General features: G+C 54.8%; 24 protein-coding genes. 7 read left to right on the top strand and 17 right to left on the bottom strand.

From position 1 onward, the window contains the following. Positions 1-28: 28 nt before the first annotated feature. From msrA to F1381_RS06470, 5 genes are all read right to left on the bottom strand, one after another. Complete coding sequence (gene msrA, locus F1381_RS06490) at positions 29-541, bottom strand: peptide-methionine (S)-S-oxide reductase MsrA (RefSeq protein WP_151734012.1); 513 nt, start codon at positions 539-541, stop codon at positions 29-31. Positions 542-644: 103 nt separating this feature from the next. Then, complete coding sequence (locus F1381_RS06485) at positions 645-1688, bottom strand: Gfo/Idh/MocA family protein (protein ID WP_246187928.1); 1044 nt, start codon at positions 1686-1688, stop codon at positions 645-647. Between the two features lie 26 nt (positions 1689-1714). Then, a complete protein-coding gene (locus F1381_RS06480) occupies positions 1715-2806 on the bottom strand; it encodes a Gfo/Idh/MocA family protein (RefSeq protein ID WP_151734010.1) in 1092 nt (363 codons plus the stop codon). Continuing rightward, on the bottom strand, positions 2803-3573 hold the full coding sequence (locus F1381_RS06475; protein ID WP_151734009.1) for a sugar phosphate isomerase/epimerase family protein: 771 nt from the start codon (positions 3571-3573) through the stop codon (positions 2803-2805). Before F1381_RS06475 ends, F1381_RS06480 begins: the two co-directional genes overlap by 4 nt. 38 nt (positions 3574-3611) lie before the next feature. After that, on the bottom strand, positions 3612-4772 hold the full coding sequence (locus F1381_RS06470) for a Gfo/Idh/MocA family protein (protein WP_151734008.1): 1161 nt from the start codon (positions 4770-4772) through the stop codon (positions 3612-3614). A 156-nt stretch (positions 4773-4928) separates the two neighbouring features. On the opposite strand from F1381_RS06470, the gene F1381_RS06465 reads away from it, so the two are divergent. Beyond that, the gene (locus F1381_RS06465) at positions 4929-5759 is read left to right on the top strand and encodes a helix-turn-helix domain-containing protein (protein WP_151734007.1); all 831 of its coding nucleotides are present in this window, start codon (positions 4929-4931) and stop codon (positions 5757-5759) included. On the opposite strand, the gene F1381_RS06460 is transcribed toward F1381_RS06465, so the two are convergent. Further along, positions 5760-6644 carry an alpha/beta fold hydrolase gene (locus F1381_RS06460; RefSeq protein WP_151734006.1) on the bottom strand — a complete coding sequence of 295 codons (885 nt, stop codon included), beginning with the start codon at positions 6642-6644 and terminating at the stop codon, positions 5760-5762. Then, the gene (locus tag F1381_RS06455) at positions 6641-7282 is read right to left on the bottom strand and encodes a TetR/AcrR family transcriptional regulator (RefSeq protein WP_151734005.1); all 642 of its coding nucleotides are present in this window, start codon (positions 7280-7282) and stop codon (positions 6641-6643) included. The genes F1381_RS06460 and F1381_RS06455 overlap by 4 nt, the downstream gene beginning before the upstream one ends. Before the next feature lie 188 nt (positions 7283-7470). Here F1381_RS06455 and F1381_RS06450 point away from each other — a divergent pair, with 188 nt between their 5' ends. The 3 genes from F1381_RS06450 (at position 7471) to F1381_RS06440 (ending at position 9393) form a co-directional block, all read left to right on the top strand. Next, complete coding sequence (locus F1381_RS06450) at positions 7471-7755, top strand: hypothetical protein (RefSeq protein ID WP_151734004.1); 285 nt, start codon at positions 7471-7473, stop codon at positions 7753-7755. An 819-nt stretch (positions 7756-8574) separates the two neighbouring features. Next, complete coding sequence (locus F1381_RS06445) at positions 8575-8937, top strand: hypothetical protein (RefSeq protein ID WP_151734003.1); 363 nt, start codon at positions 8575-8577, stop codon at positions 8935-8937. Between the two features lie 42 nt (positions 8938-8979). Beyond that, positions 8980-9393, top strand: a complete 414-nt coding sequence (locus F1381_RS06440; RefSeq protein WP_151734002.1) for a hypothetical protein — start codon at positions 8980-8982, stop codon at positions 9391-9393. A 107-nt stretch (positions 9394-9500) separates the two neighbouring features. On the opposite strand, the gene F1381_RS06435 is transcribed toward F1381_RS06440, so the two are convergent. The 4 genes from F1381_RS06435 to F1381_RS06420 form a co-directional block, all read right to left on the bottom strand. Then, positions 9501-10178, bottom strand: coding sequence for an ABC transporter ATP-binding protein (locus F1381_RS06435; protein WP_151734001.1), 678 nt, complete (start codon positions 10176-10178; stop codon positions 9501-9503). Further along, entirely contained in the window at positions 10175-11296 is a 1122-nt protein-coding gene (locus F1381_RS06430) for an ABC transporter permease (protein ID WP_151734000.1), read from the bottom strand. The genes F1381_RS06435 and F1381_RS06430 overlap by 4 nt, the downstream gene beginning before the upstream one ends. 159 nt (positions 11297-11455) lie before the next feature. Further along, a complete protein-coding gene (locus tag F1381_RS06425) occupies positions 11456-12832 on the bottom strand; it encodes a sensor histidine kinase (RefSeq protein ID WP_151733999.1) in 1377 nt (458 codons plus the stop codon). Beyond that, entirely contained in the window at positions 12829-13506 is a 678-nt protein-coding gene (locus F1381_RS06420; protein ID WP_151733998.1) for a response regulator transcription factor, read from the bottom strand. The genes F1381_RS06425 and F1381_RS06420 overlap by 4 nt, the downstream gene beginning before the upstream one ends. A gap of 159 nt (positions 13507-13665) precedes the next feature. Here F1381_RS06420 and F1381_RS06415 point away from each other — a divergent pair, with 159 nt between their 5' ends. Beyond that, positions 13666-14478 carry a metallophosphoesterase gene (locus tag F1381_RS06415; RefSeq protein WP_151733997.1) on the top strand — a complete coding sequence of 271 codons (813 nt, stop codon included), beginning with the start codon at positions 13666-13668 and terminating at the stop codon, positions 14476-14478. Here F1381_RS06415 and F1381_RS06410 read toward each other — a convergent pair. The 5 genes from F1381_RS06410 to F1381_RS06390 form a co-directional block, all read right to left on the bottom strand. Further along, complete coding sequence (locus tag F1381_RS06410) at positions 14475-15365, bottom strand: NAD(P)H-binding protein (RefSeq protein ID WP_151733996.1); 891 nt, start codon at positions 15363-15365, stop codon at positions 14475-14477. The genes F1381_RS06415 and F1381_RS06410 overlap by 4 nt on opposite strands. Positions 15366-15670: 305 nt before the next feature. Further along, the gene (locus F1381_RS06405) at positions 15671-16129 is read right to left on the bottom strand and encodes a MarR family winged helix-turn-helix transcriptional regulator (protein ID WP_151733995.1); all 459 of its coding nucleotides are present in this window, start codon (positions 16127-16129) and stop codon (positions 15671-15673) included. A 275-nt stretch (positions 16130-16404) separates the two neighbouring features. Beyond that, a complete protein-coding gene (locus F1381_RS06400) occupies positions 16405-17595 on the bottom strand; it encodes a metallophosphoesterase (protein WP_151733994.1) in 1191 nt (396 codons plus the stop codon). A gap of 198 nt (positions 17596-17793) precedes the next feature. Beyond that, positions 17794-18210, bottom strand: coding sequence for a bacteriohemerythrin (locus F1381_RS06395; protein WP_151733993.1), 417 nt, complete (start codon positions 18208-18210; stop codon positions 17794-17796). Between the two features lie 250 nt (positions 18211-18460). Continuing rightward, positions 18461-19324: a cation diffusion facilitator family transporter gene (locus F1381_RS06390; protein WP_151733992.1), complete on the bottom strand. Its 864-nt coding sequence runs from the start codon at positions 19322-19324 to the stop codon at positions 18461-18463. A gap of 293 nt (positions 19325-19617) precedes the next feature. On the opposite strand from F1381_RS06390, the gene F1381_RS06385 reads away from it, so the two are divergent. Both F1381_RS06385 and nagZ read left to right on the top strand, forming a co-directional pair. Then, positions 19618-20940: an outer membrane protein assembly factor BamB family protein gene (locus tag F1381_RS06385; RefSeq protein ID WP_151733991.1), complete on the top strand. Its 1323-nt coding sequence runs from the start codon at positions 19618-19620 to the stop codon at positions 20938-20940. Between the two features lie 197 nt (positions 20941-21137). Beyond that, on the top strand, positions 21138-22367 hold the full coding sequence (nagZ, locus tag F1381_RS06380) for a beta-N-acetylhexosaminidase (RefSeq protein ID WP_246187927.1): 1230 nt from the start codon (positions 21138-21140) through the stop codon (positions 22365-22367). An 81-nt stretch (positions 22368-22448) separates the two neighbouring features. On the opposite strand, the gene F1381_RS06375 is transcribed toward nagZ, so the two are convergent. Beyond that, positions 22449-23549, bottom strand: coding sequence for an efflux RND transporter periplasmic adaptor subunit (locus tag F1381_RS06375; RefSeq protein ID WP_187355220.1), 1101 nt, complete (start codon positions 23547-23549; stop codon positions 22449-22451). Positions 23550-23563 lie beyond the last annotated feature (14 nt).

Genomic DNA, 23563 nt, shown 5'->3' with positions numbered 1-23563 from the left:
TCATACGGCTGCGGTCTGCTCAGCTGAATTACCAATGCTTTGTTATAAACTCGTCGCGGCCGGACTGTGCCCGGTCTTCCTTGTAGTGCTTCGGATTCTTCTTGTGGTAATCCTGATGGTACTCCTCCGCCCGGTAAAAGACCGGAGCCGGTAAAATTTCAGTCACCACGGGCCCTTCGAACCGGCCGCTGGCCGCTACGCGCTCCTTCGAGGCAAGCGCCGCTTCCCGCTGGCTCTCATTATAGTAAAATACCGCCGTCCGGTACTGTGATCCCCGGTCCTGAAATTGCCCTCCGTCATCTGTCGGGTCAATCTGCGGCCAGAACAGCTCCAGAAGCCGCTCGTACGGGAAAACTTCCGGATCGAACGTAATCTGCACCACCTCATAATGACCGGTGGTTCCGGTCTTGACCTGCTCATAGGTCGGATTCTCCACCGTCCCGCCGGCATAGCCGGACACGATTCCATGAATTCCGGGCAATTCTTCGAATGGTGTTACCATACACCAGAAGCAGCCCCCCGCAAACATTGCCTGTTCCATAACGCCTGTCCCTCTCCCTGTGAGTTCTCTATTGGTTGGTTTGCCGCATCTCACATGCCACAATTAGAAGATAAGGCCAAACGGAGACAATGTCAATTTGCGCTCAACCCCGGATACTCTTCTCCGGCCGGACCAGATGCCTGCTTTCCGAGTCATAATACAGTCCTTCGATCACTTCCAGCGCCTTCAAGCCTTCTGTGCCGTCAATCCAGAACGGCCGGTCTTCCCGGAGATGGCTGTAAAAGTCCACGATCAGCCGCAGGTGCCCTGTTCCCCAGTAGGTTTTGGCGCCGGCAATGCCGGCGGGCGGCTCACAGAGCAGCGTCTCCCGCCCGTCCTGCCAGAGATAAAGGTGATCCCGGCGCTGCACCAGCGTCCCCTGGTCAAACACCGCTTCCAGCTCTACCGGAGAATTGACACCATAGGCATTGGTTCCATAGAAAATCCCCCGCGCCCCGTTCACAAATGCAAAAAACGCATGGGCGCTGTCGTCTACCTCGATGACGCCGTCCAGTACATCGGCCGATACGGAGCCCCGCACGGACGTATAGGCTCCGCCGAACCATTGCAGCAGGTCGAGCGTATGAATCGCCTGGTTGATGAGCACTCCGCCGCCTTCCGTTCCCCAGCTTCCCCGCCAGCCGCTGTCCCGGTAGTAATTCTCGCTGCGGTGCCAGGTGACGATCCCTTTCAGACATAGCAGCCGGCCCAGCGAACCGTTGTCAATCGTTTCTTTAATCTTCAGCGACGCTTCATTGTAACGGTTCTGGAACACAACGCCAAGCTGCCTGCCGCTCTCTGCGGCGGCTTGCACCATGCGCCGTGCTGAGGCCGAATCCGTGGCGGCCGGCTTCTCGGTCAGGACATGCTTGCCCGCCTGCAGCAGCTTCACAGCCATCGGGGCATGAAGATGATGCGGGGTGCACAGATGGACCACATCGATGTCCTGCCGGTCCAGCAACTCGCGGTAATCGGTTACAGCCTCGCAGCCGTAAGTCTGCGCCGCCGTTTCCACACGGCTGTAATTTGTATCGGCAACGGCAACGAGCCGGACTCCCTCCAGGGACCGGATGGCCCCGGCATGCAGCGGGGCAATCGCCCCGCACCCGACAATCGCTGCCCCTAATCCGGATGGTTTAGATTGCAAAGCTCTCATCTCTTTTCCGAATAAGCTTAGGTTCTTAAGGTTACCGGTGTCATATTTAACGCCTGGGATTGGGCGCTCAGGCACAGCTCCGCCGCCTTGAAGACATGCTCCTGGGTCATCGCGATTTCCGTACGGTTCAGGCAGTCCAGAATCAGCTCACCAAAGAACGGATATCCCACCTTGCCGGCGACATGCGCGTAATGCTCTCCCCGGGAGTCGACCCAATATACATGATCCCCGGTATTGGAACGGGCAAGATCGGTGTATTTACGCAGCTCGATATAACCGTCTGTTCCCAGGATCACCGTCCGCCCGTCGCCCCAGGTGCCCAGCCCGTCCGGAGTGAACCAGTCCACGCGGAAATACTGCGTGGCCCCGTTGTCACCGGCCAACGTGGCGTCGCCGAAGTCCTCCAGCTCCGGATATTCCGGATGGTGGTAGTTCGCCACCTTGCTGTGCAGCACCTTGGCGTCCCTGCAGCCGCCATAGAAGAGAAACTGCTCAATCTGGTGGCTGCCGATATCGCACAGAATGCCGCCGTAATCGGACCGGCGGAAGAACCAGTCCGGCCGGCTGGCCGCATTCAGACGGTGCGGGCCGGTGCCCATCACCTGCAGCACCCGGCCGATCACACCTTCCCGGATCAGCTGCCCGGCATACACCGCGCTCTCCACATGCAGCCGTTCGCTGAAATAGGTCATGTACTTCCTGCCCGTATGAGCGGCCTGAACACGGGCGACGGCCAACTGATCGAGCGATGTAAACGGAGTCTTGTCCGTGAAATAATCTTTGCCGTGTGCCATTACCTTCAGACCGAGCGGACCGCGGGCGGAGGGGACGGCAGCGGCGGCCACCAGCCGCACTTCGCGATCCTCCAGAAGCTCCTCCGCAATGCGGGCGGCACGCACTCCGGGATAAGCCTTCAGGAAGGCTGCAACCTTCTGCGGATCGGGATCGTACACCCACTTCAGCTTGGCCCCCGCTTCCCGCAGACCGTTGCACATGCCGTAGATATGTCCGTGGTCCAGCGCCATGGCGGCGAAGACGAATTCTCCGGCCTCCACCACCGGCTTCGCCTCATGGACCGGCGCATACATCATCCCGTCGCTGCGGCTCATGACAGCAGCCCCTTCAAATAATTCAAACTGATGGCCAGGCTTTCGAACGGATCGCGGCGGCAGACATCCTGCTCCACCACAAACCACTCCACGCCCGTCTGGCGGCAGGCGTCAATGATCGCCGGGTAATCCATATTTCCTTCGCCGATCTCGGCGAACACCTGCTTGCCGGAGACAACGGCCATATCCTTCAAATGGACGACCGGCATCCGGCCCTTGACCTTGTCAGCCCACGCCAGCGGGCTTCCGCCGCCGGCCTGCACCCAGTACATATCGAGCTCAAACCCGAACACGGCCGGATCGGATTCCTGCAGGAGCAGCTCCAGAGCAGTCAATTCCCCTTCCACCCGTTCAAATTCAAAATCATGGTTGTGGTAAATAAATTGCAGGCCGTGCCGTTCCTTGAGCACTTTGGCGATTAGCGAGGCCTGAGCCAGGAAGTTGCAGTATCCCGCAGCGTTCTCCCGGTATTCCTGCGGCAAGGACCCGAGTCCGATATTGGGACAGTTCCACAGCTTATGTTCGGCGGCGAGCGCTTCCAGATCGTTCACCAGCCGGTCCCAGGAGACATGTGTGGCACAGATATTCAGCCCGTATTCATCGGCGTATTCCTTAACTAATGCCGGGTCCATCTTGCCTATGCCGGAAATCTGGACGGCTTGATAACCGATCTCCTTCAGCTTGCGGAAGCTTTCTCTTAAGCCTTCGGGCGTTCTGGTGAATTCGCGCAGGGTATACATTTGTGCGCCAATGGTAGACAGTTGCATGCTTCTTTCACTCCTCAAGTAGGTTGGTTGAATGTCTATCAGTGCGTGCCGGATACATCCAGCGCTCTGGAGCCGGCATCCGTCTTCCGGAACGTGGAGTTCTTCACCTTCTCCATCAAGTGCTCGTGGAACAGATCGGCGTCAATCGGCAGATCAACCCAATTGTCGGTCCAGGCCGACAGGTACATCGCGTTCGACAGTGTAAGGCCATGAATTCCCTCTTCGCCGGGCGCAAGCAGCGGCTCATCGTGCAGGATCGCATTGGTGAAATTAAGCAAAATCGCGCGATGGTTACCCTCCTTCCCTGTTACAGGAATTTCACATTTCCAGCATTCCGGCGAACCGAAGCCGCCGGTATACTCGCGGTTGAACACCGGCTCAGGCGTACGCAGCCGCCAGAAGGTCAGCTTGCCGTCTTCGACAACGATTTTGCCGTTGTCACCGGTAATCTCAAAGCGGTTCGTTCCCGGCGCCTCGCCCGTGGTGGTAACGAACAGCCCGGTGGCCCCGTTGGCATATTCGACATATGCGGTTACATCGTCTTCTACTTCAATCTCCCGGTATTTACCGAAATGGCAGAAGGCGCGGACGCGCACCGGCATCATTCCGGTGGTCCACTGCCACAGATCAAGCTGATGCGGGTCCTGGTTCAGCAGCACCCCGCCGCCTTCTCCGGCCCAGGTGGCGCGCCAGCCGCCGGAATTATAATAGCTCTGCGAACGGTACCAGTTCGTAATGATCCAGTTGGTGCGGCGGATCTCGCCGAGCTCGCCGGACAGAATCAGCTCGCGCAGCTTCTGATACAGCGGGTTGGTCCGCTGGTTGTACATGATGCCGAATTTGCGGTCCGAGCGGGCAGCTGCTTCGTTCATCTCCTGGACGGCTTTGGTGTATACCCCGGCCGGCTTCTCGATCAGCGTATGGTATCCCCGGCGCAGCGCTTCAATGGCCAACGGCGGGTGGTCATAATGCGGCGTGGCGATGAACACGGCGTCAATGCTGCCGGAGCCGAACATTTCCTCCGCTGTACTGAACCGCTGCACATGCTCCGGCAGCTTCTCCGCCGCCCATTCCAGCTGCTGCGGGTTCACATCGCAGACGGCCGTCAGTTCGGCACCCTTCACCTCGCCCAGCAGGCTGACGGCGTGGGCGCGGCCCATATTGCCGATGCCTATAATCCCATATCGTACCTTATCCATCTTTCCAGTTCACTCCAATGCGGGTTGATGACTAGAGAATAACCCGAAACGGAAGCGCTGAACATGACCGGAATTAAGGTATTTTTGTCTAAAATTAAGATGTCTTTGATAAATGTAAGCGTTATAATAAATAAAAACGGCAAAAGGAGCCCTCTTATGAGCTTGACCGGCAATCTGGCCGAACGCCTGCTGCAGAACTTGACCGTCAATGTAACCCATGCCACCTTAACAACCAAATATCCCGGCTGGAACCGCACCAATCAGACGCCGGCCTTCAACCGGCTGTATTTTATCGACGGCGGAGAAGGCAAAGTAATCATCAACGGAGTGGTTCATTACCCGCGCCCCGGACAGCTGATGATCATGCCCGCCGGAACGACGCAGACTACCGAGACTTCGCCGGATAACCCGTATGCCCGGTACTACTGCCATTTCGATGCCCGGATCGGCGAATGGCCCCTGTTCCATTCCGCGCATAAGCTATACATCTGCGAAGCCGCCGATCCCGCCGCCGCGCGGGCGGTGTTCCGGGAGATGATCTCGCTTTTTCCCAGTAACAGCTTTCATGCTACGCTGCGAATCCAGGCGGCACTGCTGACCCTGCTGGCCCAGTGTCTGGAGGATGGCGGGTACTCCAATTTCATGGACGAGCTGCTGCTCGGCGGCGACCAGACCAAGCTGGCCGGAGTGCTTAACTATATCGACGAGCGGCTAAGCCGGCAGTTGGAGGTCGAAGAGCTCGCCGAGCTGGTGCATCTGCATCCGAACTATTTTATACCCTATTTCAAGAAATACATGGGCATGCCGCCGATGCAGTACGTCCAGCTGAAACGGATGGAGTTCGCCAAACGCCAGCTGTCCTACACGGACTTCAGCATCTCGGACATCGCCGAGCAGGTCGGCATGGAGCTGGCGCATTTCTCGAAATATTTCAAGAAAATGACCGGCGTCTCGCCGTCGGCGTACCGCAACAGTACGAAATCATAGTCAGCTTTGACCTTTAAAATATTGAATGATCGCGGCATTAATCTCTCCGGGAATCTCATGGTTGATTCCGTGTCCGGCACCGGGGAAAGAGCGGAAATTCATCCCGTAGGCCTTAAGCGCCTCCATCCCGCCCAGCGCAGCAAAAGGATCATCTTCTCCAATTAGAAACAGCACCTTACTGCGGAGACTGTCGATCTCAGAAGGTGTTAACGCCGTGACTTTGTGATAGCGCATGGCCATATTGTTGAAGCCCCGCAGCAGGTATGTATAATGCTCTAGAATCAGAGGGTTATCTGTAAACACGGCGCTGTTATCGCCGGATAACTTGGTCAGCAGCTTCCTGATATTGCGTTTCGTTGGAAACAAGGCCTCCGGCAAAAAAATCCGCAGCATCTTCGACATCGGGACCAGGCCTGATCCGGCCGGAACGCTGGAAGCCATTGCCACCGCTTTAACGACCCGCTCCGGTCTGGCCGCCGCATAATGCTGCACCAAATAGGCGCCGTTCGAGACTCCTGCAGCGAACACCCGGTCCAGCCCCAGACCATCCAGCACCTCGTCGATCCAGATGGCCTGGTCGAATTGCCCGTTATACCCGCTGCCCGGAACACTCTTGCCGGGACCGCCCAGCGTATCGACGGCATACAGCCGGAAGTGCGGTGCCAGCGCTGCAGCATTATACAGCCACATCAAGGCGGAGTCATCGCCGACCCCGTGGAACAGCACAACCGGCGCGGCATCCGGGGCGCCGAACACATGGACATGCGTGCTGCCGTAACGCGTCGGGATATCCCGCTCCTCCGTGCCAATCCCCCATTCCGCAAGCAAGCGGTCATAGGTATCACGAATCTTTTGCCCGGCTGCTTTACTCTTGTACACCTTCATCGTCCATTCTCCCCCTGCAGGCTCATCTTGTCATAGTAATGATTGAGCAATGCGGACAACTCCGCTCTGGCTTCCGTCCTTACAGCCTCCGTTAGGCCATTCACCCCGCTGCCAAAATACTTATGAAACACATACAGGATCAGCGCCTGATACGCTGCTGCAAGAACCTCGGGATCGGCCGGAGCGATCAGCCGCTGCTCGATCATCACCGTGAAGACCCGGACCTGGTGCTCCTGCGGCGCTGCAAACAGCAGCCTGTGGTAGATGGCGGCAGCCTCCTGATTCCTTTGTCTTTCCAGCGTCAGCATCAGAATCAGCTTGTACATCCGCTCCTCTAGCAAATAATGCTCCAGATAGGCAACTCCCGCTGCCACGAACAGCTCCCGCTTAATTTCCGTTACTTGCGACAATGCTTCGCTGAAGCCCTGCTTCCGCTGATGAGTCACCTGCTCCGCCTGCTGCAGCAGGGTATGCAGAATCTCCTCCTTATTTTTGAAATGGTAATAAATCGAGCTTTCCTTAATACCAACCGCCTTCCCGATATCCCGGATCGATACGGTCCAATACCCGTCCACACTGAACATGTCCAGCGCCGCCGCCAAAATCCGCTCCTTGGTGCTCGGCTCCTGATTAATCATTTTGATAAACACCTCCCTACTTTTGTCTAACAGCTGTTAGATAAGATCATTCTACCTAACAGTTGTTAGGCTGACAAGTGCAGAAAAACTTCGTCCGTATACTTTAGTTACAGCCGTTCAGTTCCATAGTTCGTATGGTATACTCGGTGAGTTAGCGTTATTTTCCAAATTCAGGTTCGGAAAGGGGAGTGTTCGATCTGAAACAAAATAATAATTATATAATTATAATGGTTTGGGTTACCATCCTGACGATATGGGCAGTAGGCTCTGTAACAGAGGCACTTAACCAAACGCAATCCGTTAATGTCAGCGGTATTCCACTCCAGCCGGTAAGCCGGCAATTTTCTACCGTTCAAATCGACCAGAACACCGTATGGGTTATTGATTCAGAGAGTAGCTGGATCAAAATTATTACTCACGATGAAGACGGCTATCATATGACGCAGAGCGAAATGTCGATTGAGGAAAAATAGCTGGTCCAGAGTAACCACATCTGCATAGAAACCGTGGCGCAGTGTCCCTCGCTGCAATGGCAATACCAAATAGGGGCAAATAGGGGCAAAAACTGCCTCTAATTCTCTCCTTACCCCGCACTCACGCAAATAAAGGCAAAATCTGCCTCTAATTTGGCGCAAACACCCTATTTTGAAGAACATAACTGAATTAGAGGTAGGAAATGCCATTAATCAGCTAGATACGGACTAGAGGCCGAAATTAGAAGTAGAAAATGCCATTATTTCAGCTGCAGCCTATACAGGAGTTGTTCAGTCTAGTGTGAGGCGGTGGGAAGCACCCATTTTAACCTACTTATCCCATACTCCAGGGGCACTCTCTCTATAATGAGATTTGTTAAGTACGCGGACCATATCTGGAGTAGAAACGATCCACCTTACAATATTGTGGCTCTTGTTAATCATCTTCACAAATGAGCTTTCATACTCTATAACAATCTCCACGCCCATTGCTGCTAATATGAGATTCTTATAAATTTCATCAGACAGAACAAATTCTGAAACGCTATAGTCATACCTAACCCTTTTAAAGAATCAACTGCATAATCAAGATCTATAAAATCTCTGGTAAACAAAACAATATTAAAGTTTGCGCTCAATCTGCATCATCGCCCATCTCATTTTCCGCATAAACTCCACCGCCGACCACTTAAGGAGGGAATTGTTATAAAAAAGTATATTCCGATTTTTTTATTTTGTATAACTTTAATATTATCGGCTTGTACTCAAAGCGAAGAGGATTCACAAGAATATTCAGGAATTATTAGTGATGGTAAAGCTATGGGCTATGAGTACACCGTAACCAAAGAAGAAGATTCATTCTCTTGGAAGGTTGTATACAAAGGAGATATAACTACTATCGAAGAAAGTATCTACAATAAAGATGAATTACAAAATTTTATGTTGGCTGTAAGCGATAGTAAATTGATACTTTCAAAATTAATCATTTCGTTATCATACGCTTTAATTGCTGCGGTAATTTCGTTCTTCCTTTATAAAAAGAACAGAAAAACACTTAATGATGGTGCAATTGTAATTATTATAGCAAGTATTATTGCATTATATATTGCCATTGATGCCTCTGCTGATTTAAGTACTACACTTCAAGATGTAAAACTTCACTATTTAAGGCTAACTAATTGAATCCCCATTTTGAACCATTACTCAAAGAAGGTGTACTAACGCATGAAAAATAGACTCCTATTCCTTTCACTCGTCTGCATCCTGATCCTGCTGGTAGCCGTCAATGATTACTACTCTGACCACCTGCCTAAAGCTATGGTGAACCGTATCATTCAGGATTCCATGAATGGTAAATATTCCGACTTAAATATTCAAAGTCAAGATCAAGAAACCCTGCAGCGGTTCTTCAGCAGTGAATGGGCTACAGACGATCTGGGATACTCCGGAGACTTTACACATGCGAACCCTGATTTGCCTGAGCTTCTCTATAAATTTCAACACATAGAGTATGATGACGACAATAACATTAGACACGTCATTTCTGGGCATCTTGCTGTTCTGATGAACCGCGAATCTTATTTTAAATGGGAGATCAAACAAGTAAGAATCTTGAATGAACTGCATTTAAACCATTAAGAGTTTTTCTACCATTATGCCAAAAAACCCAAGCACCCCGGACCTTATGTCCGTCTGCCTGGGCTTCTCAACACTTCACTCTTATTTGCATGCCTGTAAATATATTCCTACCGACCCACCAGCACTCCATTCTCCAGGTGCAGCACCCGGTCGCACCACTCCAGCATGCGCTCGTCGTGGGTGACCATGACGGCGGCTTTGCCTTCGCTGTGGACCTCCTCCGCGATCATCCGCACGACTTCGCGGCCGCGGTCCAGGTCCAGGCTGGCCGTCGGCTCGTCGGCGAGCAGAATCGCCGGCTTGTTCATCCACGCGCGGGCGATGGCCACGCGCTGCTTCTCGCCGCCGGACAGCTGCTCGGGGTAATGGCCCCGCCGCTCCCACAGGCCCAGCCGCTGCAGCAGCATAGCTGCCCGGCCCGAGGCTTCCCGGCCGCCGAGCTTGGCCTGCTTCGCCACATAGAGCAGCTGCTCTTCCACCTTCAGGTAGGGCAGCAGCTGCGCGCTTTGGAACATAAACCCGATCCGCCGCAGCCGCAGCCCGGTCAGCTCCTGCGGACTTTTGCCTTGCAGAGATTCTCCGTCGATGCAGATTTCTCCGCTGGTCGGGGTAAGCAGCGCGCCGGCTGCGGAGAGAAAGGTGCTCTTCCCCGAGCCTGAAGGTCCCAGTACAGCAACAAACTCTCCGCCGCGGACACTCAGCTCCAGATTTTTCAGCACAGTCAGCGTTGCGTCTCCATCGCCGTAGGTTTTCGTAACCTGCTTCATTTCCAGCATCGCACTCATGCTCCAGCCCTCCCGATTGCGGTCAACGCATCTATTTTGGTTACCCGCACGACCGAGATCAGGGCGCCGAGCAGCGATACAGCGATAAACAGGCCACCGGTGAACGCCATTGTCGAACCCTCCAGCTGAAACGGCATCGCATCCGGCAGCCCCATGTTCATTCCGTAGGTGAGCAGCAGGCTGAGCGCCAGACTAATGACGGACAAGACCAGCACCTGACACAGCACGCTCCACGCCAGATAAGACGTCCGGGTTCCCATCGCCTTCAGGACGCCGAACTGGCTCGTCTTCTGAATGGTGATGACATAGAAGAATACGGCCAGCACCACAGCGGAAATGACAAACAGGAAAGCGATCATCATCTGCAGGGAGCCTTGTTCAGCGGCATAACCGGGAACGCTGGCAATCGCCTGCTTCTTCGTGATGGACTCCACCTGATCAAGCTGGGCGGCAAGGTCTGCGGCTTGTACAGAAGACGACTTGAGGGCAATCACATTAAACGGCACATCTGCAGGAGTACCATTGTTGCCTGTCAGCGCACCCTGCTTCATGGTCTGCCAGTCGGCATTGTTAATGTACACCACAGGCACGTGGCTGTAGGAGCTGTCGTTTACGAAGCCGGATACGGTCCAGGACATCCCGGACGTCTGATCGCGGATCGTGCTGCCGAGCTTCACGCCGGATTCCTCCAGCTTGGCGTCGACAACGGCTCTTCCGCTCTCCTCATTGCTGATGCCTGTCCCTTCGGCTAGCTTAGGAGCAAGCAGCCCCTGCATATCGACGGCAAAAAAGGTAATGTCCGTCTTCACCTCGGCGCCGTCCACCGTAATTGTGCCGTTCTGCACGCCAAGCGCAGCGGCATTTCCTGCGCCCACGGCTTCTTTGGCGGCGGCAAAATCCTCCGCCCCGAGCTGCGAGCGCCGGAAGGCATGGCCGGCATCGTCCTGAATCAGAAAGTAACCAGCCGGCATGTTCTCCAGTGCCGAAATATTGGCATAAGACAATCCCCGGGCCAGGCCCGTCACAAAGAGCACGAGAAACGACACGAGCAGCATGATCACCATGATCAGGCAGTATCTGGCTTTGGCATGCCGCATCTCCCGTAAAGCAAGAAACATACTACCACTCCTTCTAAGCTGTATGACCACAGTTTAGAAGCCGAAGATGAACAGAGTATGAATTCATCATTACAAAATAGCCCCCGCAAACCGGGGGCCAACACGATCCGCCGCTGCAGCTTCGCGGGAACTCAAGGTATTTTCTGCCATGCCAGCCGGCTAAGCCAGCGGCAGCTTGACCGTAAAGCTGGTCCCTGCCCCGGGACTGCTTGCGGCTTCAATGGTGCCGCCATGGGCATGAATGATCGACTGGGCGATGGAGAGGCCGAGTCCGCTGCTGCCCTGCCCGCGGGTGCGGGCAGGGTCGGCCCGGTAGAAGCGGTCGAAGATCATCGGCAGCTTCTCCGGGTCAATGCCTGTGCCGGTATCCTTTACGGTTACAGTGCAGGTATTGTCTCCCGCCACGGCTGTTATTGTAATGGTGCCGCCGGGCGGGGTATGTCTCACCGCATTGGACAGCAGATTCATCCAGACCTGGTGGAGCAGATTGGCATCGCCCCGCAGGGTGATGTCTTCCACATTCATCCGCACGGCCAGCTCGCCGTCCGTCAGCCGCCATTCCAGCAGCTGCAGAACCTGGCGCAGCTGCGCCCGCAGCCCGAAGGGCTGCAGCTCCAGCGCATTGCTGTCATAATCCAGCGATGACAGGGTGAGCAGCTGGCTGCTGAGCCGTGCCAGCCGGCGGCTTTCCTCTTCGATTATCTCCAGATATTCGGTCCGCTGCGCCGGTTCCACCCCTTCGTCCCGCAGTTCCCGGGCAAATCCCTGAATCGAGGTGAGCGGCGATTCAATCTCATGCGAGACATTGGCGACGAATTCCTGGCGCGCCCGGTTCGTGCGTTCCAGCTCGCGGCTCATCGCCATGAAATGGGAGGCCAGCTGGCCGATCTCATCGCGCCGGGCCGTATAGAGCTTAATGTCGTAGCGGCCTTTGGAGATTTTTTGCGTGGCTTCCGTAAGACGGGTGATCGGTTTCACGATATGGAAGACGGTAATCATCATAAACCACATGCTGAGCAGAATCGTGACGGCAATAATTACTGCGAAGAAGCTCCGCAGCTCCCCGAACTGCACCTCGGCATCCGGCCGCATAAACAGTGCATAGGTAGTGCCTTCCATCTGCACCGGCACCCCGATCGTATTGGTGAGCTGGTTGTCGAAGAAGCCGGTCACGAATGGGCTGCTTGGAAACTCCGCCACACCATGGTAGATTTCGCCTGCCAGCACCTTTTCCAGCGCTCCGGGCGCCAGATCATTGGCACGGAACGGCAGGCCGTAGAACCGCTCGTCGCCCGCGTTGTCGGACAAATACATTTTGTAGCCCAGCGAAGCGGTGCTGAGCAGATACTCGCCCACCGCATCGGGGTAAGCCTCGATGAACTGCTGCAGACCGATGGCCATCTTGGTCAGCTTGGCGTCATTTTGCGGCTTGATCCGCTGCTGGTAATAGAAATTGGAAGCGAGGAATCCCAGCACGCTGCTGACCAGAATCACGGAGCAGAACACCAGGCACATGCGGACATAAAGGGATTTCATGAATTCACCAGCTCCAGCTTGTAGCCGATGCCGCGGACCGTACGGATCAGGAAATCGCCCTGCTGCCCGGAGAAGCGGTCCCGCAGCCGTTTGATATGGACATCCACCGTCCGTTCGTCGCCTGCATAATCCGCGCCCCAGATCAGTTCGATCAGCTCGCTGCGGGTATAGAGCCGGCCGGGAAAGCGGGCCAATTGGGCCAGCAGCTCAAACTCCTTAACCGGAAGCAGCAGAATTTCGTTCCCCGCACTGACCTCATAATTACCCCGGTCAATGACCACCGATTTCAGGCGGATTTTATCATCCTGGGCGATGGAATAACGGCGGAACAGCGCCTTGATGCGAAACAGCAGCTCCTCCGGCTCAAAGGGCTTGGTCACATAATCGTCCGTCCCCATTAAGTAGCCCTGCTCCTTGTCGCTGAGCTGCTGGCGGGCCGTCAGCAGAATAATCGGTATATCGTAGGTCTCGCGGAGATGGCCGCACAGCTCCAGACCATCCATATGCGGCATCATCACATCAACCACCGCCAAATCGGCGGCATGCTCCTCCATCAGGAGGACCGCCTCCCGGCCGTCCCCGGCCTCCATCACGGTATACCCCTCCCGGGTAAGCACATGCCGCAGCAGCGTGCGGATATGGGCGTCATCGTCGGCAACCAGAATCTTTTTCATTACAGCTTCGCTCCAATCTTCTTGCTCTTCGGCTGTCCCCATAGTAGCAACAATGCTTCCGCATGACAACGGGTAAATCCGTCTGCGGGTGTTGCGGGCCCCAGCCGGTGCATAGTAAGATCGACTTATCTTGCTCGGGAATACAGGAGGAACTTTGCAATGATCGTGACCTTAATCATGCTCACGGCCGCTGCCGCTATTTCACTTTTGTGGCTCGCCTTTCAGACTTTATACGTACAGCGTCCGGTGGTGAAGTTGCCGGGTGAATGCCAGGGCACCGTCGTCCAGCTTACCGATATTCACGGGCGTATCCGGTTCATCAACGGCAGGCTCAGCAGGCTGGTGAACGGTCTTCAGCCGGATCTTGTCATGGTTACCGGCGATCTGGCTTCCCGCACGAAGCATTGGCCGCGCGTTCTGCGCGAGCTGGAGAGAATAGAGTGCCGCAAGATGTTTTTTGTACCGGGCAACTACGAGCGCGAAACCGTTGAACAGCTTCATAAGCGACCCCTCACGTCCATGGAGTACACGGAGCTTAGGAACGCCTTGCGGCAGCAAGGCATCGCGGTGCTGGAGAATCAGCCGGCGCAGCTGAGCCTGGGACAGAAAAAACTGCTGGTGTACGGCTTCGACAACTCGGTGTATGGCAATGAACGGGTCAATCTCTCCGCGCAGACCCTTAACAATGCCGACTATACTATCTTGCTGGCGCACTCTCCGACGATTATCGATACGCTTGATGAGAATCGGATTCCCTTCGATTTACTGCTGGCCGGTCATACCCATGGCGGACAAATCCGGTTGTTCGGCCGGACCATCGGTGCTTATAAGAACTATCACGTCGGATTGAAAAAGCTCCCCGGACGCCAGCATTTCTACATCGGCCGGGGACTCGGTACGGTAAAAATCCCGCTACGCGTTGCCTGCCCGCCGGAAATCACTGTGTTTAAGCTCGGTGAGGAGAACCATTAAACCTGCGGCGGCTCAACTGGCCGACAGGCAAACGGCTTAATGCTCTCTTCGAGCGGAGTTGCCTTTCGTCTTAGCAGCATTTCGAGATCAGATGAGGCCGTGCGTGTATTGATGGTTGCCAAAAAAGCATATATCCAGTGCTGTACCCCCGGGTCCTCCCGGTGCCGGACCTCCCGGCCGGCGTATGGGCTGAGCGCATCCGCCAGATCGGCAAAGCTCCAGGTGCTTGCTGCTGCCAGCTCGTAAATCCGCCCTTCATGCCCTTCCTCCGCCAGCACTCCGGCGATTGCCTGGGCCAGATCCTCGCGGATCACGGAGTTAAAGAGCCATTCGCCTGGAGCGGTCACCAGTTCACCGCCGGCTATGGCTTGCGGCAGCCCGAGCACCTGTACGAAATCGGTGTATAGCCCGCTGCGCAGAAAGGTATATTTCATCTCCGACTCAGCTATCAATTGCTCTGTCATGGTGTGGACATCCTTGCTGCCGGGCCGGGGAAATGCAAAGCCGGTGTACAGCATATGGGCCACTCCCGCCTGCTGTGCGGCGGCAATCACCCGGCTGTGCTGCTCCAGCCGGACGGCATCATCGGTGTGGGAGCTGGAGATCAGCAGCAGCTTGGATACGCCGCGGAAAGCTCCGGCCAGTGATTCAGGCCGGTCGTAATCGGCTACGCGAACTTCGGTTCCTCGTTCCAGCAAGCGGGCAGCCTGCTCCGGATTTCTGACGCCAGCAACAATATGCCCAGCCGATGTTTGAACATTTGCAACATGTGGCTCAGGCGGTGTTTGGTCTCCTGTTGCATCTCTCTCAGACGGTATAAGCTCTTCCAGCAGCGGCAGAATCAGGCTGGCCAGTCGTCCGGCGGCTCCAGTAATCATGATGGTCATGCATAATACCTCCTTATTGAATCGAACATAGTTTAGCGCTTAACTATATAGCTGCAAGGATGAGCCATACATCCAATGGCAGAATACTAAACGGACTCAGTCGCCCCTATGATTGCAATTCTGCTGCTATCCCAACGTAACGGACCCAGTTGAAGCTATTGGCGTGAAGCCATGCATAAAGTTACCTTTATTGGCCAAATAAAAGCAACTGTGTCCGTTAAGTCCCGAGAAATCGTGTGATTTGGAAGAATAACGTCAATACGGTCCGTTAGCAACCTGGTTTGTACTGCCCGGGCCTTCCCGCATCAGCCTTTTAATTTGCGCAACAAGCCCATCAACTGCTCCAGCTCCTGCCCGCTCAAGCGGTTCATCACCCCGGCAACCGTCTGGCGGTTCTCAGGCAGATGCTCACTGAGCAACGCCCGGCCTTTCTCCGTCAGCGAGATGATCGTCTTCCGCCCGTCTTCAGCATGACTCGAACGGGCCACCAGTCCATCCTTCTCCAGCGGGAGCAGCAGCAGGCTGATATTAGCTTTGGTCACTCCGGTCCGTTCTGCCAGCAGCGAAGGCAGCATACTGCCCCCTTGCTTGGCGATCTCCACCAGCACACGGATGCGTGCGCCGTTGTGGCCTTTGCTCTGCCAGTATTTCTCCGAGACCGCCACTGCCGCCGCAGTAGCCTCCACCAGCGCAAAAAAAGCTTCGTTCGCCAAGGGTAAATGAGTTACATAAGCTTGCAATTCGTCTTCCTGCAACGGGTCCATGATCCAGCGCTCCACTCTATATAGTTAATAACTTAACTAACAACATATCCCACATCATTACTAAAGTCAACAGGCACAGTTACAACAAACTGGCAATGCCGAATCATATCTTAAAGGCTTTATGCGGTTTACGCCCGCGCTTCCAGCCTTCCTTGCTGTCTATGATCCACACGTGATGTCCGATCCAGAGCCTGATATAGCAGGAACACCCGCCTGCAGAGGGAGTGTTCCTGCACTCATGGTTATTGGCCCTGTCAACACCCTTTGCTTGTCATTTAAACCAACACCGTCTGCGCCGGTACCGTCTCTTCACTGTAAGACTTGCTTCCCACCGGCAGCAGCTCCAGCTTAATCAGTTCCGAGCGGCTGGCCAGGCGGATCGGCGGACCCCAGGTGCCGTAGCCGGAGGACACGACCACATGCAGCTTATCCTTGAGCAGGTAGCCCCAGTCCAGCTCGAACAGCCGTCTGGTAATGAAATGGTTCGGGGCAATCTGCCCGCGGTGGGTATGTCCGGAGAGCAGCACATCCACTCCGGCTTCAGCCGCAGCAGCGAACTCCGTCGGCTGATGGTCCATCATAATGACCGGGCGGGAGTGATTTATTCCTTCCAGCAACGCAGCCACACTCAGGCGGCCGCCTTCCAGCGACTCCGCCGTCTTGTCTTTACGGCCGACAATATACATGCCTCCGGCCTCCACAACCTCATCCTGCAGCACTTTGATCCCGATGCTGTCCATCACCCGGCTATACTCGGCAATCGATCCGCCGTAATATTCATGGTTGCCCAGCACTGCATAGACGCCGTGCCGTGCCTTGAGCTGCTTCAGCTGTTCCTTCATGCTGTTGCGTAGGAACGGCTCAATGCTGTCATCCAGCACATCACCCGCCAGCAGGATCAGATCGGGCTCCATACGGTTGATCTCCGCCACCATCCGGCGCAGATGGCGGTTGCCGACGATGTTACCCAGGTGCAGGTCGGACGCAACCGCAACGGTAATCGGCTGACTTGAACCTGTCTCTTTGGCGATGCGCAGCGGATGCTTACGGACCACCGTGCTCCAGGCATTGCGCGAGCCCCAGAGCAGGAAGAACGCCAGCAGCAGCAGATCGGTGATTCCCGCTTCGGTCACAAACGCGGAGCGGCTGACCCCGGCCAGCCCCAGCAGCCAGTACATCAGATCGGTGACCGGCAGTACAATGAGTGCGAATTCCATGCAGGCCAGATAATAGGAGCCGATCACCTTGAACAGGCGGCCGGCCGGTTTAACAGCCTTAGGCCACGGCACCATACCGATAACATAGGCAAAGGCCACGATCATGAATACAGTCCAGTATCCCCCGGCGGAGATCTCCGGCAGCCAGTGATCGAGCACCTTCCAGAGGTGCCAGCCGATATAATAATTGACAAGACCGAGTACAAGCAGCATCACGATACCCGATACGATAACACGCAGTGCCTTCATTCCCCCACTCCTTTGGCAAGAATCCTCTCTTTGAGTTCCTACTCCAAATCATAACACAAAGTATTTGCCGAGTATAAATTGCGGTGCGGCTGAGTTTAGACCCGTTTCCGCACTAAGATTATTTTATGAAATCAGCATAAATTCCCGCAGCCAAAAAAGAGAATGCCGGACGGCATTCTCTGCATGTACACGATTTAATTACACAGCTTCATTGCCTTTACGGGCAGATATACATTCACCGATCAGCATGTCGCATTTATGGATATGATTAATGAGCCAGTCTGTCAATGTGCGGTTAAGCTTGATGGTCGACAGGACGGATACTCCCTTGGTCTTGATGCTCTCTTCCAGCTCCAGTACAGTCTGCACAAATTCGGCATGCGTCTTCCGGTGCTCCGCCAGTTCGGGAAAATCGATTTCCTCCATTAATTCCTCTTCGCTGCCAAAATGCTCAATTGTGTAATCCTTGAGAAACTTCAGCGTCTCTTCAATCTTTTCTTTGCCCTGCTGATTGGTGCATGCGTCAAAAAATTCATTTAATTTTACAAGCAGCTGTCTGTGCTGGCAGTCTATCTTCTGTACGCCGATGTCATACGTTTCTTTCCACTCTATCATTGACTCACTCACCCTATCCTTACCAATATTTGCAAATCGAGAGACATACTTTATTTTCCTCTTTTCCCCCTAAAAGTTCTGTAAACAACATCACACGACAAATTTTTCATGAAGAACAGCTACATATAAAAACACAGCTGATTACAGCTGTGTTCCAAGGATTTCTATTTAATGTTTATCGGCGAATACTTGGATCATTATGACCGGTGTCCTAATCGTCACTGCAATTTTTACATTCAGCTAATGTTTCTTACAGCGGCTCAATATGCACCAATACATTAGAGACCTGATGCCGGTCCTTCAGCTGGTCTTCAATGGCTTCGGTAATATCGTGACTCTGGACAACGTTCAGCCGGGAGTCTACGAGCACGGTCGTGTCCACCAGCACATTGTTACCGTGAATCCGCGCTTTCATATCCTTGATCAATTCCACCCCCTGCACCTCTGCCACCGTAGCCTTCATCAGCTCCAGCTGCCCCGCGTCGAAGCCATCCGTTAGATCATGCGTCGCCTTGCGGAAGATGTCCCAAGCCGTCTTGCAGATCAGCAGACCGACTACCGTTCCGGTTAGCGGGTCCAGCCAGGGTAGGCCGAATTGTGCGCCGAGAATCCCTACAAAAGCTCCGATACTTACCAGTGCGTCCGAACGATTGTCCTGGGCGACCGCTTCGATCGCGCTGCTGCGCAGCTTGCGGGACAGCCGGATATTGTACATATACACTCCGAACATTACTGCTGCGGCGAACAGTGCCGTCCATGCCGCCGCCAGGTCCGGTGTCGCAAGCTCCGGCTGAACAAACTTATGGATTCCCTGATAAAGAACCTGCAGTCCGACTGCGATCATAATAAAGGAAGCCACGAGTGCAGCCACCGTCTCCGCCCGGAAATGCCCGTAGCCGTGGTTGGAATCCGGCGGCCGCCGGGAAATGTTCAGCCCGACCAGAATGGCGGCCGATGCGATAATGTCCGTACTGTTATTCAGCCCGTCGGCCAGCAGCGCCTGTGAGCCTGCAGCCAGTGCCACGAGCAGTTTAAGTGCTGACAGAACAATATAAGCGGCCAGGCTAAGCCAGGCCCCCTTCTCACTTTGTTTTATCTCGTTATAGTTTTCCAAAGCTTATAGAACCTCCGGTCATTGGTATTGTTCTATACTACACGCCGGAAAGCGGGTGGGTCTAGAGAAACAGTGTTGCCGGACGGCTGATTAGTTCCCCCCGCCAAATAGAGTTGGCAGGACAAAATTGTGTTGGTATTTGCAACAAAAGTTTGCCTTGCGCCAACATAAAGCAATCTTTTTGCCAAAGCTGTAACTTTTCGGGGGGAACGGTAGTCTAAACTTAAGGAGTGAAATTGGGTAAAGAACATCGTGCCGGTCTAATAAAACGGTTATATCGGGAGGAAAGTATAATGATGCACAGAAAAAAAGTGGCTGTTATTGGAGCAAGTCTTCTGCTGACGTTGTCAGCCGTACCAGCAGCATCTGGTGTTTATGCCGAACAGGCAACCTTCAGCATCAGCAATTCCAGCTATACTAAAGTTCAGGCACCTGTCCTGAAGCCTGCATGGACTGTCCCGGCAGAATCCTCGCAGTCCGCCGCCGTTCTGGCCGAGAACGGAAAAGTTTTCATGCTCCAGAAGGGCGGCAAATTGGCTGCGCTGAACGCGGTAACCGGGAAGAAGCTCTGGGAATTCGGCAGCTCGCTGGCCCCGCTCTATATTTATAGCACCGGTGCAGTGTACGGTATGACCAGCGGCGGTGCGCTTTACGCCGTATCCGAGGCAGGCCGCAAGCTCTGGTCAGCGGCAGTATCCATGCCGAAGGCCAAGAATATATTCCGCAGCGGAAATACTGTCTATGTCATTGATGACTATAAGATTGCTGCAGTGGACGCAGTTTCCGGCACCATCAAATGGAGTGCCACTGAGGATTCCACTCAAACAGGATATATGGATCTGGTGGAAGCCGACGGCGTTGTGCTGCGGAATTTTGCAGTATCCGGCGTCTTGACTTTTCCGGCCATATACGCCTATGACGCCAAGACCGGCAAGAAGCTGTGGTCGCAGTCGCGCCAAAGCATGCCGCTGGCGATTAAAGACGGCCTCGTCTATTCCGTGAAGTCTCTGGAGATGCTGGATGAAGACCCGGTTAACCGTAAGATCGCCATTTCCGTCATTGATTTACAGACCGGTGAGATCAAAGGGGAACGCCAGTACCGCTGGACGGATTCCGCGAATACGGATGGTTCCTTTCGCTCCGGCGGAATTCATGCTTCGGCTTTCCTCGACGGGGACAAGCTGTATGTTCACCGCGGAAAGACGCTCGCCCAGTACGATTTCTGGAACTATTCGCCGGACGGCAAGGCGCTCCACACCTGGATACAGCCATACTCCGACAATGAATTCCCTCTCTATCAGGTGGTTCAGAACCGGGTGCTTTACTATAACTACAGCAGCAATACGCTAAGCGCGCTTAAGCTGGGGAACGGTCAGATTGTCCGGGTACCGCAGGGCGAGAATCCTGCATCGCAGCTTGACCTGTTCGGCAGTACAGTTTATGTGGGCCAATCGGATGGTAAATTCCATGCCTATGATCTGTCCACTATGAATCCATTATTTACAGTCAACACGGGTTCACGGGAATTCTTGCCTACTCTGAAGACCGGCAATATGCTGATTATCCGCAGTGGCGGTAAAATGCATGGCATCAAGCTTCCCGCCTCCGTGAAGTAAGCATAATCCAGCCATACTATGTACCAAACTCTAAACAAAGGACACCGATTATGACCAAGGACATTCATATGACAACAACCGTTTCTGGCAAAAAGCCGTATCGTCGGCTAAAAATGTGGATTTGCAGCGCCGGTATAACTTGTTTGTTGCTGAGCGGATGCAGCAGCACCGGCGCGGGGCCATCGGCTGCCGAATCAGTGCCGCCGGCTTCCGCCGGGACGGCGGCGGAGGCAACGGCGGATGCCGGAGCTCCATCTCCGGCGGCAACCGGGCTCCTGCCGCCGGCAAACGCCCCTGCGGCATCCTCTTCCCCTGTACCGGCTTCGTCCCCGGCCGAAGCAGAGCTGGCAGCCATGACCCTGGAGCAGAAGATCGGGCAGATGCTGCTCGCCGGTATTGACGGCACGGAGCTGGATAAAGAGGCCCGCTCAATGATTGCAGACGACCAGGTTGGCGGCATTATCCTGTACGCCGACAACATCTCCAATCTTCAAGGAATGGTCAGCCTCATCAACGAGTTGAAGAGCAGCAACCGTGATCATCCCGCACCGCTATGGATCAGCGTCGACCAGGAAGGCGGCAAAGTCAGCCGCCTGCCGAAGGAGTACGCCGCCTTCCCCGAGAGCGGCACCGTTGGCAGCACGGGCGACAGCGAAGCCGCCGGCACAATGGGCCGGTTACTGGCGAAGGCGGTAAAGTCGGCGGGCTTCAATATGAACTTCGCCCCCGTTCTGGACATCGCCAGCAATCCGGACAATCCGATTATCGGCACCCGCTCTTTCGGCAGCACCGCGCAGCTTGTGGCCGCTATGGGCATTGCCGAGATGAAGGGCATCGCCGCTGAAGGCGTTGTACCGGTAGTGAAGCATTTCCCGGGACACGGGGACACCTCCGTCGATTCCCATCTGGAGCTGCCCGTCGTCGACAAATCGCGCGAAGAGCTTGCAGAGCTGGAATGGCGGCCATTTGCGGCGGCTGTCGAAGAACAGGCAGATGCGGTAATGATCGCGCATATCCTGTTCCCGCAGCTCGATCCGGATCGGCCCGCCTCCCTCTCAGAGCGGATCATCAGCGATCTGCTGCGCAGGGAGATGGGATTTCAAGGCGTAGTGATTACGGATGATCTGACGATGGGAGCGATCACCAAGAATTACACCCTTGCGGCGGCGGCAGTCGACACGGTGCTGGCCGGCAGCGATATCCTGCTCGTTGCCCATGAATACGACAATGAACGGGCGGTCCGCGAAGCACTGCTGAATGCCGTTAAGAACGGCACAATTACCGAAGAACGGATTGACGAAAGCGTTCTGCGGATCCTTGCGCTGAAGAATAAATACAACCTCAGCGATGACAGCGTACCGGTACCCGATCTTACCGCACTCAACCGCGAGATTAAAGCTTGGCGCAGCTCCCTGAATTCAAAATAAAGTAAACTCAGCATTTCTCCGCTTGACAGGTACACAAAAAGGCGGGCTGCCACCTCCGGCACCCCGCCCTTTTTGCGCTTATTATTGCAATACCACTGTATCTCCGGCCTTAAGCCCGGACACGATTTCCGTTTTCTCCGAAGTCTCAATACCGATCTCAACATCCTGGCGTTCAATTTGGCCGTCTCCGCGGTCAACCATCACGTACGCCAAATCGCCTTCGTGCATAACCGCCATGCTGGAGACGACAACCGCGTTCTCCTTACGCAGCGTCTCGATATCACCGGTCAGGCTGAGCCCGCCGATCAGATGCTCGTCCGGCTGTAGCGAGATCACGACCTGGAATTGGGGAACAGACGAGGCGGAGTTCTCGGCAGAAGCGGTCATCGCGAATTTGGCCACTTCTGTCACTTCCCCGCTTAGCTGCAAGTCTTTGACTGCGCTCATCTTCACCTGAACCTGCATGCCCTGCTTGATCTTGAATATATCCTGTTCCCCGACCAGCGCGATAAATTCCAGCTTGTTCAGGTCCACAATCTTACCGATGTACTGATTGTCCGTTACGTTCTGCGGCCGTTCGCTGCTCTGGTCGTACAGAAAAATGCCGGTAGCCGGAGCGTGTACGACTGCAGCCTGCAGCTTAGACTTCTTGTCAGCCAGCTCCCGGGCCTGAATGTCGGCATTCACCTGATTCAGCTCCTCGCTAAGCTGGGCCGTTTCCTGGGCGGCCAGCGCCTTCAGGCGCTCCGCTTCCGTCGCCGCTGCCGGAGCGGCTTCCTCATCCTGCAGCGCAATGAAGTCGTTCAGCTCGCTCTCAAGCTGCGCTTTGCGCGCCGTAGCTTCCGCTGTGGCGATCTCATTACGCAGCGCGGTCTGGTCGAGCGTAAACAGCACGTCGCCCTTCTTGACCTGTACGCCGTTCTCCGCCTCCCATGAAGTCACCTTTGAGGCAAACGGCGCATAGACCAGCGTCTCCTCCTGATATTGCGATTTGCCCTTTACCTGTATGGAAGTGGTGATCGTCTCCTCCGTCACTGGGAAGGTGATCGGCGGCAGCGGCTCCATTTCCGGAATGGCCGCTTCGTCGCCCTTGAACACTTTAGTATACAGAATGGTTCCGGCGCCGGCGACAAGGGCGACGATAATGAGCCACTTCAGGCTCCTCTTTATGATCCGTTTCATTCCCTCTGCTTCCT

This window comes from Paenibacillus tengchongensis, from assembly GCF_008973665.1.
In the GTDB taxonomy this organism is placed as follows: domain Bacteria; phylum Bacillota; class Bacilli; order Paenibacillales; family Paenibacillaceae; genus Paenibacillus_AQ; species Paenibacillus_AQ tengchongensis.
The sequence above is the reverse complement of the archived record's forward strand: the minus strand, read 5'-3'. Positions and strand labels throughout refer to the sequence as shown.